The organism is Gottfriedia sp. NPDC057948 (assembly GCF_042887255.1).
Lineage (GTDB): Bacteria > Bacillota > Bacilli > Bacillales > Bacillaceae_G > Gottfriedia.
The window spans coordinates 72611-86212 of sequence record NZ_JBHVPN010000011.1; the positions used below are offsets into that span (position 1 = coordinate 72611).

14 protein-coding genes are annotated in these 13602 nt (G+C 35.6%); 9 read left to right on the plus strand and 5 right to left on the minus strand.

Annotated elements, in window-relative coordinates; all coding sequences use genetic code 11:
* Positions 1 to 13 precede the first annotated feature (13 nt).
* Genes nadX through ACFVRR_RS16220 form a run of 4 tightly spaced genes read left to right on the plus strand, consistent with a single transcriptional unit; the run spans position 14 to position 3465 of the window.
* Entirely contained in the window at positions 14 to 796 is a 783-nt protein-coding gene (gene nadX, locus ACFVRR_RS16205; protein ID WP_387330544.1) for an aspartate dehydrogenase, read from the plus strand.
* Between the two features lie 31 nt (positions 797 to 827).
* Positions 828 to 2129 (plus strand): aromatic ring-hydroxylating oxygenase subunit alpha, encoded by a 1302-nt coding sequence (locus tag ACFVRR_RS16210; protein ID WP_387330547.1) that lies wholly within the window; start codon positions 828 to 830, stop codon positions 2127 to 2129.
* A 20-nt stretch (positions 2130 to 2149) separates the two neighbouring features.
* Positions 2150 to 2659, plus strand: coding sequence for an aromatic-ring-hydroxylating dioxygenase subunit beta (locus ACFVRR_RS16215; protein WP_387330550.1), 510 nt, complete (start codon positions 2150 to 2152; stop codon positions 2657 to 2659).
* A 23-nt stretch (positions 2660 to 2682) separates the two neighbouring features.
* On the plus strand, positions 2683 to 3465 hold the full coding sequence (locus ACFVRR_RS16220) for an SDR family NAD(P)-dependent oxidoreductase (RefSeq protein ID WP_387330553.1): 783 nt from the start codon (positions 2683 to 2685) through the stop codon (positions 3463 to 3465).
* A 520-nt stretch (positions 3466 to 3985) separates the two neighbouring features.
* Here the strand turns inward: ACFVRR_RS16220 and ACFVRR_RS16225 are convergent.
* The 5 genes from ACFVRR_RS16225 to ACFVRR_RS16245 all read right to left on the minus strand — a co-directional run bounded on the left by ACFVRR_RS16225 (position 3986) and on the right by ACFVRR_RS16245 (position 8344).
* Positions 3986 to 4759 (minus strand): SDR family NAD(P)-dependent oxidoreductase, encoded by a 774-nt coding sequence (locus ACFVRR_RS16225; protein WP_387330557.1) that lies wholly within the window; start codon positions 4757 to 4759, stop codon positions 3986 to 3988.
* 358 nt (positions 4760 to 5117) lie between these two features.
* Positions 5118 to 5378 carry a hypothetical protein gene (locus ACFVRR_RS16230; RefSeq protein ID WP_387330559.1) on the minus strand — a complete coding sequence of 87 codons (261 nt, stop codon included), beginning with the start codon at positions 5376 to 5378 and terminating at the stop codon, positions 5118 to 5120.
* A gap of 135 nt (positions 5379 to 5513) precedes the next feature.
* Positions 5514 to 5885, minus strand: coding sequence for a DUF3888 domain-containing protein (locus ACFVRR_RS16235; protein WP_387330560.1), 372 nt, complete (start codon positions 5883 to 5885; stop codon positions 5514 to 5516).
* A 213-nt stretch (positions 5886 to 6098) separates the two neighbouring features.
* On the minus strand, positions 6099 to 6398 hold the full coding sequence (locus ACFVRR_RS16240; protein ID WP_387330563.1) for a hypothetical protein: 300 nt from the start codon (positions 6396 to 6398) through the stop codon (positions 6099 to 6101).
* A gap of 113 nt (positions 6399 to 6511) precedes the next feature.
* Positions 6512 to 8344 (minus strand): terpene cyclase/mutase family protein, encoded by a 1833-nt coding sequence (locus ACFVRR_RS16245; RefSeq protein WP_387330565.1) that lies wholly within the window; start codon positions 8342 to 8344, stop codon positions 6512 to 6514.
* A 397-nt stretch (positions 8345 to 8741) separates the two neighbouring features.
* Between ACFVRR_RS16245 and ACFVRR_RS16250 the strand changes: the two genes are divergently transcribed.
* From ACFVRR_RS16250 to ablB, 5 genes are read left to right on the plus strand one after another with little or no spacing between them, the layout of a single operon-like run.
* The gene (locus ACFVRR_RS16250) at positions 8742 to 10076 is read left to right on the plus strand and encodes an aspartate aminotransferase family protein (RefSeq protein ID WP_387330567.1); all 1335 of its coding nucleotides are present in this window, start codon (positions 8742 to 8744) and stop codon (positions 10074 to 10076) included.
* Positions 10073 to 10771: a CoA transferase subunit A gene (locus ACFVRR_RS16255; protein ID WP_387330570.1), complete on the plus strand. Its 699-nt coding sequence runs from the start codon at positions 10073 to 10075 to the stop codon at positions 10769 to 10771. Before ACFVRR_RS16250 ends, ACFVRR_RS16255 begins: the two co-directional genes overlap by 4 nt.
* On the plus strand, positions 10756 to 11418 hold the full coding sequence (locus ACFVRR_RS16260; protein ID WP_387330572.1) for a 3-oxoacid CoA-transferase subunit B: 663 nt from the start codon (positions 10756 to 10758) through the stop codon (positions 11416 to 11418). Before ACFVRR_RS16255 ends, ACFVRR_RS16260 begins: the two co-directional genes overlap by 16 nt.
* Positions 11419 to 11433: 15 nt before the next feature.
* Positions 11434 to 12747, plus strand: coding sequence for a peptidase (locus ACFVRR_RS16265; protein WP_387330575.1), 1314 nt, complete (start codon positions 11434 to 11436; stop codon positions 12745 to 12747).
* Positions 12725 to 13588 (plus strand): putative beta-lysine N-acetyltransferase, encoded by an 864-nt coding sequence (ablB, locus tag ACFVRR_RS16270; protein ID WP_098566122.1) that lies wholly within the window; start codon positions 12725 to 12727, stop codon positions 13586 to 13588. The genes ACFVRR_RS16265 and ablB overlap by 23 nt, the downstream gene beginning before the upstream one ends.
* The last annotated feature ends 14 nt before the right edge of the window (positions 13589 to 13602 follow it).

Sequence of the window (13602 nt, forward strand, 5' to 3'; positions counted from 1 at the left end):
GTGGTGAATGGGCATGAAACTAGGTCTAATCGGGTGTGGGAATATTGGCCAATTTCTTCTTCAAGCTATAAATAAAGATGGAATGTTACCAGGTGGAAAGATTGTTTCAATTTATACGCGTTGCGAAGAATCAGGCGTCCAGCTTGCTCAAGAATTTGAAACAGAAGCTTATCAAAGTGTAGATGCGCTACTTCTTTCAGATGTAGATTTGGTCATTGAAGCTGCAACAGTTGAAGCTGCAAAGGAGTACGCTATAAAAGTTCTTGAAGGCGGAAAAGAATTATTGTTAAGTAGCATTGGAGTCCTGGCTGATTTTGCTTTTGAAGAAAGAGTTAGAGAGGTTTGTTCAAGATATGGTGTAAACGTTTTTTTACCTTCAGGGGCTATTGGTGGATTGGATATTTTAAAGTCAGCAAAAGCTGTGGGTGGTCTAGAGGCTGTTTCAATTACAACTAGAAAACCACCGGGAGCCTTATCAAAAGAAGTGTTAGATAAAGAAACGATATTGTTTGAAGGCTCTGCGGCTGAAGCAATTAAGCTATACCCAAGAAATATTAATGTGGCAATTGTATTATCCTTAGCTGGACTTGGTGCTAACAATACAAAAGTGAAAATTATTGCTGATCCAATTGCAATAAAAAATAGTCATTTAATTGAAGCATCTGGTGCGTTCGGCAAACTTAAACTTGAAATCGAAAATGATCCAATGCCAAATAATCCTAAAACAAGTTATTTAGCAGCGTTAAGCGTTTTGGCAACGTTACAAAACAAGGATAAATATGTACAAGTTGGGTAGATAGTCAAAATATGAAGGGAGAGTGCTGTGCATGATTAAAACAGAAAAAACTTTAGATGAATTATCAAAAGAACAACTAGTAAATTACTTAAACGAAACTGTCAAACCAGATGAAGGAGTCATTCCTGCATATCTTCTTGGTGATAAAGCCGTTTACGAATTAGAGCATGAAAAAGTATTTTTAAAAACATGGGTTTTTCTTGGACATGAATCCGAAATTCCAAATCCAGGGGACTTTATGACCCGTGAGCTTGCAGGATATTCAATCATTATCTCACGGGAAAGTATGGGAGAAATCAATGCATTTTACAATATGTGTACACATCGTGGCATGAAGCTGTGCCGTGCTGATAAAGGAAACAAGACTTTATTTACATGTCCATATCACGGATTTAACTTTAAAAATACAGGTGAACTTGTTGGAGTACCACTTCAAAAAGATATTTATGGCGAGAGACTTGACCGATCAAAAATGAGTCTTCACCAAGTGAAGCTAGAATCATATAAAGGACTTTTATTCGGAAATTGGGACGAAAATGCAGAGCCTCTTGAAGAGTTTCTCGGCGATTTTAAGTGGTATTTAGATATCGTAGTAGGACGAGCTGAGATGGAAGTAATTGGAGCTCCTCAACGTTTTATCGTTAAATCAAACTGGAAGGTCGGTTCTGATAACTTTGTAGGTGATTCATACCATACGATGGTAACTCACGGTTCAATTGCAAAATTAGGCATGGTACCAAATGCGACATATTCGAAGCGCGGTTTTCAAATTCATACTGAAAACGGACATGGATTAAACCTTGGAACACCAAACCCAGACTTTGCTTTTCCTGAAGAATTGAAGGACGAGTATAAAAGTAACTTGTCAGAAGAACAATATGAAGTTCTATCAAACTTAAAAAATATGATTGGCAATGCTTTTCCGAATATGTCATTTTTAATATCTCACACAAAAGTTAAAGGCGAATTAATTTCGAATACTTCAATTAGAATGTGGAGACCAATTAGTCACAATAAAATGGAAGTAATTGCATGGATGCTAGTAGAAAAAAATGCTTCTCAGGAATGGAAAAATCGATCAAGAGATTCCTTTATCTTAACGTTTAGTCCATCTGGTATTTTTGAACAGGATGATACTGAAGTATTCACAGACATAACGGAAGCAGCTCAAGGCCCAATGCCATTTCAAAAGAATTTAACTTATAACTATACAATGGGACTACATCGTGAACCTGTCAATTTTATCGGACCTGGGGTAGCCTATGATGATAAATTTACAGAAGCAAGTCAACGCAATTTTTATCAGTATTGGCTTGAATTAATGACAAAGTAATAAAGGGGGGAGGAAGAAAAATGAATGTTGAAAAATTAATAGCGAAATTACAATTTGAACAGTGGTTAATTGACGAAGCAAAATTACTTGATGATATTGAATTTGATGATTGGTTTAGTTTAATGCATTCGAATTTAATCTATCAAATGCCTGTACGCGTAAATAAAGAAGGAACTGTGCGCCCAGACTATTCTACTGAGATGTTTACTTTTAATGATGATATTGAATTATTAAAGCTTCGAGTAGATCGATTGAAAACTGACTATGCATGGGCTGAAATTCCTCCTTCAAGAACCCGCCGTTTTGTAAGTAATGTTAGCGTAAAAGAGCTAGTTAAAGAAGAGAAAGCGGTAGTTAATAGTTACTTACTGATTTACCGTAGCCGCAGCACAGATATTCACCATGATTTAATTTCTGGAGAACGTCATGACGAGTTTACATATGAAGATGGGAAGTGGAAGCTTTCAAAGAGGGTATTTATTGTAGATCAAACAACAATTAATACTAGAAATCTTGCAATCTTTGTTTAATAGAAGAAAAAGGAGGCCAAGTGATGTTATTAAAAGATAAAGTAGTGTTAATTACAGGAGGCGCTTCTGGTATAGGAGCGGCCGTTACAAGACGATTCATTCAAGAAGGAGCAAAGGTAAGTATTATTGGTCGCTCACTTGAAACACTAGAGCAAATGAAAGAAGAATTTAATGACAATCTCCTTATCATTCAAGGTGACGTAAGCAAATATGAAGATAATGAGCGAGCTGTAAAAGCGACAGTTAAACAGTTTGGTAAACTAGATGTATTTATTGCAAATGCAGGCGTTTTCGATGGATTTGCAAAATTCGCTGATGTAACACCAGAGGCCCTATCAGATGCATATGATTACCTATTAAATATAAACGTAAAAGGATCATTTTTTGGTGCAAAAGCAGCTTTAGAGGAATTACAAAAAACAAATGGTAATATTATTTTTACAGTATCTGGTGCAAGCTTCTATCCAGACGGTGGTGGAGTATGGTACACGGCTAGTAAGCATGCTCAAATCGGATTAATGCGTCAACTTGCCTTTGAACTAGCACCAAATATACGAGTAAATGCAGTAGCGCCAGGAGGGACTTTAACAGCACTAACGGTCATCCCACCTTTACGTACTTTTACTAAATCCGTAGATAATGATACGAAAGCAAGCAATATAAAAAGAAGAAATCCACTTCAACTTGCACAAATGCCTGAAGATCATGTTGCAGCATATGTACTTTTAGCATCTGACCAGTCACGTGCAATCACTGGTGAAGTCATTTCTAGTGATGGTGGATTATCGGTTCGAGGACTTGGTTAAGAAACTTTTGATAAAGCATAGGGTGTCTTAAAAGGGGTTACTTTTTAGGGACACTCTTTTTTTTAGTGGTAATGGTAGTAGTTCAAAAGGTATATATGATGATTTGTTTAGAGACCAGTTATACGATAAATCGTATGTTAGAGCTGCTTCAGATTTTTTTATATAAAAAAATCTAAGTTATTGATCCTTTTTTTGCTGCTTAACTAACTAAAGCATGCTTTAGTTACATAAGTATATTAAATTTTTGTTGTGGTAAAAACCCTTGTTGTAGTAGTAAATGTGGTCATATGTTGTACAAAAAGGATAGATAAACGGGTATACTCCCCTGTTTATCTATCCTATTATTTTTACCTTATAAAATGTGTGACATTATATTTAATCACATAAATATAGGAGTTCATTACTATTTCATTGACTTTTAATAAAAAATTTAATGAGGATCGTTTAATTTAGAGTTTTTATTTTTCATACACTATTAATTTGTATTCCATGAAACAGTAAAAAGTTTCAAGCAAGTATTTTAGAAATAAACGGTATTTCCAATGCCACCAGTTACCGGAATAACATCTCCAGTAATCGATGCTGATAAAGGAGAAGCTAGAAAGGTAACGACATATGCAATTTCCTCTGGTGTAATCAAGCGACCGAGGGAATTCAGAGATTCTGCCTGGTGTATAGCTTCCTTACTATTGACCCGTTCTCTAAACGATTCCGTTTCAACAATCCCTGGATAAATAGCATTGACGTTAATTCCGTGCTTTCCTAATTCCAAAGATGCAGATTTTGTTAAATGGACAACAGATGCATTACGTGGCCCGGAACTAAAATAATTGCCGCCAATCCTAGCAGCCAGACCACTTATATTTATAATACGTCCCCATTTATTTTCAATCATATAAGGAGCGACAGCTCGGATACAACGAAAATAGCCCATATACTTTTCTTCAAAATCTTTCAAAATAAGTTCTTCTTTAATACTATAAAAATCCTCTGGCTCATGTCCGCCAACACGGGCTCCGCTGTTGATTAATATATCTATGCTTCCCATTACTGCTGCTGATTTTTCAACTAGATTTAAGATAGAGTTTGGATCGGTAATATCAGCCACAATCGGATAGATGTTTCGCTTCGTTTCTTGTGCCAAATCCTCTGCAGCAATCTTTAGTGTGGATTCATTTCTTGAACAAATCGTACAATCTACACCTTCTAAAGCCAGCTGACGAGCAATAGCTTTACCAATACCTCGGCTTCCTCCAACAATAAGTGCCTTTTTTCCAGATAACTTTAAGTCCATAGTTCAACCTCCTGTTTTGATTCAATAGTAATACAAAAATAGTAGAAAATGAATTTTTTTAATTGATGGGAGCCTTGGGGCTAAGTAAATTTCATCCAAATAACTTTTGTAGAAATTATGTAGATTGAGGAAGACGTCGATTATTGGGCTTTTTCTGAAAGAGTTTATATATTAACTAATGCAGATAATTCTTCAGTTGAAGAATGGGTTAAAGAATTGGAACCATCGGAAGTTTAAGAAGGATATTCTTTTGGTGTAAAATTATTTGAAGGTTACAAATTTTATTCAGTTTGGTGGGATTAAATATATTTCTTATTGAACTAACGCACGCGTTAGTTGAATAAGGTTTTTCACTTTATTATCCAAGATACCTAATCTTATTTTGATCTTTTTTCGCTCTAATAACTATTTTTGCTGTTAAATGCTCTGGGTTGTCATACGTTAACTGAACTTCTTCAAAAAGTTCATTAATCATCCCTTCAAGATTTCCCAATGTAACTGATTTTGTAAGAGTTTTTGTCCTTCCTATTTCATAGTTTTTATATGCATCATCATAACCATCTACTGTAACTTCACCAACAGCACTTATTTGAATTTCTACTTTAATTTGATCTTCCATTTTCAATTCCTCCTGATATAGATTTGAACTAATATACCTTACTACGCTACCAAATAGTAAAACAGGTCCGATGATCGTAACCCAAAGTCTTATGTAACTATCGCATCAGTTAGTTGAATAAAATGATTTTTAAAATCATCCTTCAACTTTTGTTACAGTAACTCTATCTATTTTTACATCAAAAGTTATAGTAACTGGACCTTCTGGTGGATTATGTGGACCTGTATATGTATCATATTTAACCTTTATCGTAAAATCATATTGTGAATATCCTCCAGTTTTTCGATTCACATCTAATATTTCTGCATTCCATAACCCATAACTACGAGATGGGTACTTATTGTTTATCGCTTTCCTCGCATATGGGTCTAATAAAACTAAAAAAGCATCATAAAAATCAGTATGTTTTTCCTCGCTTGTAATATTAGTTTCTGCTACCACTCGGTAAGGCAAAGAGAAATTCCAGAATAACAAACATATAACAAGTGAAATTAGAATCCGTTTCATATAAATCACTTCTGTACTAATCTGCCTGAATGATAATTTCCTTATTCCACTAAACTGCCAATTAGTTGTATAAGGAATCTATCGTCTTCTCTTAATTTTTATATAAAATCACCATACAAAGAGGCCTATAAAATCCCTCTTAGAAATAGTTCAAAAGAGAAAGCTTATAGGCCTTTTATTTAAAAAAATATAAAAATTACTGTCTGCAATTAATTAAAACCAAGAACGTCTTCTACTGCTTTTTATCATATTCCACATTTCTCTTTGGTGATCAGGATCTTGTGGGTTTACGTCACAATTCATTAGCCATTGAGCTGCGTTTTCGCGTTGTTCCGCAGTTATTGATACACTGCAGCAATCCGATAGTCTGTCAATCATATGACATGCACCTTCTCGGCTTTTTAAATCATTTTTTCGATATGATCGAAGAATACTATAAATGCGTGGAAACTTGCGAGGATCACAAATTTTACCACAAAATTCTCTCATTAAGCTTGGGTCAAGATTTCCCATAAAGCCACTCCTTTATTGTTTAAACCATAAACTAAAATGACATATACACAAATACAATGTAGTATATGCCGTCAAAGAAAATAAGGACAAGGCGTTTAACTAGAAATCGCAAATTAGTCACTTGTCTCATATTTTTTTAGATAATGACTTAAAGTCAATAAAGGCCAAATATAACGATAGCTATGGTAATTTATATAAAAATGACCTGGTAATCCACCACCTGTTGGATAGGTCATTCGCTTATCATGGACCTTTAACCAGTTTAAAATGTTTACTATTCCATCATCAATTTCACTAGTAGGATAATCGTTGATGGAAATGAGCGTATCCACAACCCACGATGTATGAACAATTGTCGAATAAGAAAGAGGGATATACTTTCTTTCTATGTCGCTTCTACAAGACTCACCCCAGCCACCATCTTCGTTTTTTATATTGAGTAGCCAGTTATTAGCCTTTTGAATGCTAGTGTGACTTGAAGGGATTCCGACCGATTTCATACCAGTAATAGCGGCCCATGTTCCATAAATATATGAAATTCCCCAACGACCATACCAGGAACCATCTTCGTGTTGATGATGGATTAACCAATTAACCCCATCTTCAATTCTTGGATGAACCATAGTTAACTTTAATTTGGATCCTAGAAATTCGATTGTTCGACCGGTCAAATCTGCTGTAGATGGATCAATTGCAGTATCAACAAAGTTTTGGATAGGGAAAATGAGTTTTAAGTATTTGCTACTGTTTTTTTCAAATGAGGCCCATCCGCCGTCCTTATTTTGCATATCAAATAACCATTTCACTCCAGCGTTCCAAGATTTTCGATAATCGTCATCTATTAAAGAGAAATCAGTTGTTGCTCTTAAGACTGCTTGGGTATCATCTACATCCGGATTTTGAGTATTGCTGTCCGAAAATCCCCATCCACCTAAACAAATCTGATGGTCTTTCCCGACTAGTGTATGTTGGAGAGAGACTAAGTAGTTAGAAGCAGACTCGATCGCTTTATCATTTATTGGCACACCTGCTTCCTGTAATGCGTAACTAGTAAGTGCTGTATCCCATATTGTCGAAGGGGAATTTTGGATATGAAGGGAATCTTCCAATTCAAATAGGAAAGACTTTATACCTAAAACAGCATTTTGAATTACGGGAGAAGTAACCTGATAGCCTAATGAAAGAAGTGCATAAACTCCAATAAAAGTAGCGCTGGCATAACTAGATAATGTTCCATCCCTTTCAATATTTTGAAGAATATATTTCTCTGCCTTCTTAATAGCCATTTTGGATAAAGATTTTGTGAAAGGTATTTTAAAATTTGGGAATTTCCGCTTTTTGCTAAATTTATTGTTTGTAAACAAATGTTGTATTGTAGGCGTCCATTTATTTTTAATCGTAAATTTTTTATGTCCTAATATTAAAAGTGGGGCAAAGTGGAATCGAACATAAGAACTAAATTTAAAGAAGGAAAAAGGAAAAAACTTTGGTAAATTCATTAAAAGGAGAGGGACTGGAAAAACCCTGGGCCATGGGTACAATTCATGTAAAGCAAGCATAAATTTTGTGGAGACGTGTACACTTTCTAATCCCCCATTTTGACGAATGAACGCTTCTGCTTTCTTCATTATATCATCAGTAATTTCTATATAACCAGAGAACAGCAATGCAGTGTAAGCTTCTACAGTTACCGATAAATTTCCTGAATCGTCATCAAAAAGCTTCCAGGCCCCACTGGCGTCTTGCTTTATTAATAAACGATTTACCAGCTTCTTAATTAGTTCCTCATCATGACATTCAATCGTTCTTAAAATAATAATCATATAGGCATCTGTCATAGGACCGCTTTCGAAACAATATCTCCATGATCCATCATCACTCTGATCTAATTTTATTTTATCTATTAGACTATCTATCTCAGCTCTAACTATCTCCGATAAATCCATTTTTAATCTTCACCGCCAACTGATTGTGATCCCTATTTTTTTCACGTTAAAAATTATAAATTGGCTGCAAGGAATCTAACTCGACGTGGTTGCCAATTTTAAGGGTTAAGTATAAGTACAACTACGCCTCTGACTTCATCTAAAAGGTTCTTCAGTCGACGAGTTTTCTTTATATAGATATGTATATGGCTATCAATTGGGGCGGGCAACTATCTGTACAAATCTTTTGTTAAGAAGTAAAAACAGTTAATTAATTTTTGATTACAGAGATTAAGTGTAAAAAATAAAAAGGAAGTATCTCAGAAAGCAAGAATACTAAAAATACCCTCTATTTAAATTTCCAATATTTAGTAGTGTGGCTTTTTTCGTTTTATATAAGGAAGGGTGGGGATGAAAAATGGAAAGAGATTATTTAATTAAACCATTACTTGGCCAGCATTACCCTATGATTTCTCATGGAAAGGGTGTGTACCTATTTGATAAAGATGGTAAAAGGTACATTGATGGTTCATCTGGTGCAATTACTGTAGGAATTGGTCATGGTGTTGAGGAAATCATTGATGTTATGACTGAACAAGCAAAACAAGTATCTTTTGTTTACCGTTCACAGTTTACTAGTGAACCTGCTGAAAAGCTAGCAAAGAAGCTGAGTGATATCACTCAAGGTGATTTAAATTGGACGTTCTTTGTTAATAGTGGTACTGAAGCAACAGAAACTGCTATGAAACTGGCGATACAGCATTACCAAGAAAAGGGAATGAAGGGGAAAAATAAAATTCTCTCACGCTGGATGAGCTACCATGGCATAACAATTGGAGCACTTTCTATGTCAGGTCACCCTTTAAGACGTCAACGTTTTGTACCAATCTTGGAGGATTACCCTTCAGTTTCACCACCTTATTGTTATCGTTGTCCTTTCAACTTAGAACATCCATCTTGTGATTTGGCGTGTGCATCTGAATTAGAAACAGCCATTGATCGAATTGGCCCTGAACATATTGCAGCATTTATTGCTGAACCAATTATCGGTGCTGCAGGTGGTGCGATTGTACCATCTAAAGGTTATTACCAAAGAATTAAAGCTATTTGTGATAAGTACGATATTTTACTGATTGCAGACGAGGTTATGACTGGCCTTGGGCGTACTGGAAAAATGTTTGCAATGGAGCATTGGGGTGTTCAGCCTGATATCGTTACGCTTGGAAAAGGATTAACATCTGGCTATACACCAATGGCTGCAACAATTGCTAGCGATCGAGTTATTGAACCGATTATGCAAGGTTCAAGGCTTGTAATGAGTGGACATACTTTTAGTGCCAACCCACTATCAGCTGCTGTTTCATTGGCCGTTATTGAATATGTTGAGAAGCATAATTTAGTACAAGCCGCAGAAGAAAAAGGTAATTATCTATTGAATAGGCTCCAAGGATTAAAGGAGAAATTTCCATTCATAGGAGATGTTAGAGGAAAAGGTTTGTTAATCGGCATTGAATTTATTCATGATATAAAATCAAGTTCCTTTATTCAAAGAGTAATGAGTAAGGGTTTACTGTTATACCCTTCAGTTGCTGGAAAAAACGGAAAAGAAGATTCAGCTTTCATGATTGCACCACCTTTAACGATTACTTATGGAGAGCTGGATGAATTGCTTCAAATTCTTACAGATGGTTTAAAAGAATTAGAAATGGAACAATCCCATTTAACTTATTCAGCTACGGAGGAAATCGTATGAATTTAGTTGAAAATACTTATAAAAAAATAGCAACAATGGAACAAATTCTTCAATTTTTTCATGACGACATGACACTAATGGTTGGAGGATTTGGAGGAGTCGGTTCACCGCCAACTTTACTTCAAGCATTATTTGATAGTGGGGTTAAGGATCTTCATTTTATTTGTAATGATACTGGATTTCCGGACATTGGTATCGGAAGGATGGTAAGGAATGAAAGGGTTAAGTCAATTGTGACATCCCATATAGGATCAAATCCGTTTGCAGGAAAATTAATGACGGAAGGTAAGCTCAAAGTAGAATTTTCTCCGCAAGGTACGTTAGCAGAGCGTATACGAGCTGGAGGAATGGGGCTTGGAGGAGTTTTAGTAGATGTAGGTCTTGATAGTATGGCAGAAAACGGTAAAGAGAAAGTATCTGTTAAAGGTAAACAATTTCTAGTTGAAGAAGCTCTTAAAGCAGAAGTCAGTATTATTTTTGCAAAGAAAGCTGATCCATTTGGAAATTTGATTTTTGACAAGAGTGCAAGGAATATGAATCCTCATATGGCTATGGCAGGAGATATTACGATTGTAGAAGCGGAAGAAATTGTTCCACTTGGCTCGTTGAATCCTGAGGAAATCGTAACTCCAGGTGTGTTTGTTGATTACATAATTTCATCAGAAGGAGTGAACTGGAAATGGGCATGGGAATAGACTTTCGTCAAAAAATTGCAATGCGAGCTGCTAAGGAAATAAAAAACGGAATGATCGTAAATTTAGGGATTGGAATTCCATCCATTGTTCCTGATTACTTACCGGAAGATGTACATGTTATGTTCCATGCGGAAAATGGCGTTATGGGAATTGGACCGAGTCCCGAAAAAGGGAAAGAAGATGAAAATTTATGTAATGCAGGTGGTTTCCCAATCACTGTTTTAAAAGGTGCTAGCTATTTTGATAGTGCTACTGCTTTTGGCATTATACGAAGAGGTTTACTAGATTTAACAGTACTAGGGGCATTGCAAGTTAGTGAAAAAGGAGATTTAGCAAACTGGATTGTACCTGGAAAGCGTGTACCAGGAATAGGTGGGGCGATGGATTTAGCTCAAAAAGCTAAAAGAGTAATAGTCGTTATGAATCATACCGATAAAGCTGGGAATCCAAAAATTGTGAAAGAATGTAGTTTACCATTAACTTCTAAATCCTGTGTTGATTTAATCATAACGGAAATGGCTGTCATTGAAGTAGTCGATGATACTTTAGTGCTTAAAGAACTAATGAGTCCATATACTGTAGAGGATGTAATCGAAAAGACTGGTGCGAAACTAGAAATTAGTACGGATTTAAAAATGTTTATATAGAAAAGGGTGAAGAGGATGAGTCATTACAAAAAAGTTATTCAAGATTATATAAGCGAACATAAAGATAAAACAATTGAACTCCTTAAACAGCTAGTAATGGAAAATAGTGTGTCAGGTAATGAGAGTAAAGCACAAGCAATTGTCCTTGAAAAACTGAGAGAGCTTGAATTGGATTTAGACGTATGGGATCCAGATCTAAAAGAAATGAAAGAGCATCCTTATTTTATTTCAACAAGAGACAGTTTTACTGGTAGTCCTAATATTGTCGCTACGCTTAAGGGAACGAGTGGAGGAAAGTCCATGATCTTAAATGGACATATAGACGTTGTTCCAGAAGGAAATATTCAACAATGGACTTACCCTCCATACGGTGCAAACGTTGTAGATAACAAGCTTTATGGGCGTGGGGCAACTGACATGAAGGGCGGAAATGTTGCGTTAATTTTAGCAATCGAAGCAATAAAAGGAAGTGGAATTACGCTAAAAGGTAATGTTTATTTTCAAAGTGTAATCGAAGAAGAGAGTGGTGGTGCTGGTACACTTGCTACAATTTTGCGAGGATATACAGCTGATGGTGTTATTATCCCTGAACCAACAAATATGAAGTTTTTCATTAAGCAACAAGGATCAATGTGGTTCCGTCTTAAGGTAAAAGGTAAGGTCGCACATGGAGGTACTCGTTACGAAGGTGTAAGCGCTATCGAAAAAAGCGTACTCATCATTCAACAAATCCAAAAACTTGAGCAATTACGAAATGAACGAATAGCTGATCCGTTATATGATGGAGTACCGATTCCGATTCCAATTAATATTGGAACAATTCATGGTGGGACATGGCCATCTTCTGTATCTGATCTAGTGACTTTAGAAGGAAGATTCGGAGTAGCGCCAAATGAAAGATTAGAAGATGCGAAAATAGAATTTGAGAATTGGATCGATAATATTAAAAATCTTGATGATTGGTTCGTAGAAAATCCTGTAGAAGTAGAGTGGTTTGGAGCAAGATGGGTTCCTGGTACCGTTGAAGCTGACAGTGAATTAGTGCAAACTTTGCAACGAAACTATCTTGAAACAATGAAACAAAACCCAGTAGTTGAAGCTGCACCATGGGGAACTGATGGAGGATTATTTACACAAATTTTAAACATTCCAATGATTGTTTTTGGTCCAGGGGAGACAAAAGTAGCTCACTATCCAGATGAATTTATTGATTTAGATCAAATGTTTTTAGCTGCAGAAATTATTGCCTGTACATTAATTGACTGGTGTGGAGTTGAGGGCCAACAACATGAAGGTGAGGGAGCATATGAAAACGAAAAAGTATTATGAAACAATTAAAGTTCAACAGGAAAACTATTATTTTGAAGGTGCTTTAGATTATTTTAATGAGCGAATTCGAGTTGATTTTTACTTAGGGAATGTATCACTACTAATTGAGAGAATAGAAAAACTAGCAAAAGAATACAAATTTACTAAGTTTATTATTAAAGCAAGAAGTGAACATTTATATTCCTTCCTACAATCAGGATATATGATTGAATCTGCACTGAAAGGCTATTTTCAAGGTAGTGATGGCTTTTTTGTCACGAAATATGCTAGCCAGGATAGAAGAAATAGTCTTTATTGGGCCGCTGGAGATGACATTTTAGATGCTGTTTTAAAGAGTGACAGGTCAAAAGAAAAAGTAATTCCTGACGATTATGTTTTACGAAGAGCAGAAAAAAATGACTCAACTAAACTTGCTAAATTATATGGTCAAGTTTTTAAGGTATATCCTACACCTTTAAATGAATCGGCTTATGTTGAAAAGACGATGGATGAAGGGACGATTTATTGGATTTATGAGAAAGATGGAAATATTGTAAGTGCAGCATCTGCTGAAGTGGACTTCAGTCAAAGAAATGCCGAGCTAACAAATTGTGCAACACTTGAAGAGCATCGTAAGCATGGATTGATGAAGGAGCTAATGAAGAAGTTGGAACAGGATTTAGTAAGCCAATCAGTTTATTGCTCTTATACGATCGCGCGATCATTATCATATGGAATGAATGCAGCCTTTCATCAATTAGGGTATCAGTATACTGGAAGAATGACAAACAACTGCTATATCTTTGATAAATTAGAAGATATGAATGTATGGGTGAAGGATCTTTCAAAAGTAGTCTTTTAATGTCAAACTGCCGA

Excerpts from the sequence above, each read along its gene's own strand:
- nadX (WP_387330544.1), top strand. The coding sequence starts at position 14 with ATGAAACTAGGTCTAATCGGGTGTGGGAATATTGGCCAATTTCTTCTT.
- ACFVRR_RS16210 (WP_387330547.1), top strand. The coding sequence starts at position 828 with ATGATTAAAACAGAAAAAACTTTAGATGAATTATCAAAAGAACAACTA.
- ACFVRR_RS16215 (WP_387330550.1), top strand. The coding sequence starts at position 2,150 with ATGAATGTTGAAAAATTAATAGCGAAATTACAATTTGAACAGTGGTTA.
- ACFVRR_RS16220 (WP_387330553.1), top strand. The coding sequence starts at position 2,683 with ATGTTATTAAAAGATAAAGTAGTGTTAATTACAGGAGGCGCTTCTGGT.
- ACFVRR_RS16225 (WP_387330557.1), bottom strand. The coding sequence starts at position 4,759 with ATGGACTTAAAGTTATCTGGAAAAAAGGCACTTATTGTTGGAGGAAGC.
- ACFVRR_RS16230 (WP_387330559.1), bottom strand. The coding sequence starts at position 5,378 with ATGGAAGATCAAATTAAAGTAGAAATTCAAATAAGTGCTGTTGGTGAA.
- ACFVRR_RS16235 (WP_387330560.1), bottom strand. The coding sequence starts at position 5,885 with ATGAAACGGATTCTAATTTCACTTGTTATATGTTTGTTATTCTGGAAT.
- ACFVRR_RS16240 (WP_387330563.1), bottom strand. The coding sequence starts at position 6,398 with ATGGGAAATCTTGACCCAAGCTTAATGAGAGAATTTTGTGGTAAAATT.
- ACFVRR_RS16245 (WP_387330565.1), bottom strand. The coding sequence starts at position 8,344 with ATGGATTTATCGGAGATAGTTAGAGCTGAGATAGATAGTCTAATAGAT.
- ACFVRR_RS16250 (WP_387330567.1), top strand. The coding sequence starts at position 8,742 with ATGGAAAGAGATTATTTAATTAAACCATTACTTGGCCAGCATTACCCT.
- ACFVRR_RS16255 (WP_387330570.1), top strand. The coding sequence starts at position 10,073 with ATGAATTTAGTTGAAAATACTTATAAAAAAATAGCAACAATGGAACAA.
- ACFVRR_RS16260 (WP_387330572.1), top strand. The coding sequence starts at position 10,756 with ATGGGCATGGGAATAGACTTTCGTCAAAAAATTGCAATGCGAGCTGCT.
- ACFVRR_RS16265 (WP_387330575.1), top strand. The coding sequence starts at position 11,434 with ATGAGTCATTACAAAAAAGTTATTCAAGATTATATAAGCGAACATAAA.
- ablB (WP_098566122.1), top strand. The coding sequence starts at position 12,725 with ATGAAAACGAAAAAGTATTATGAAACAATTAAAGTTCAACAGGAAAAC.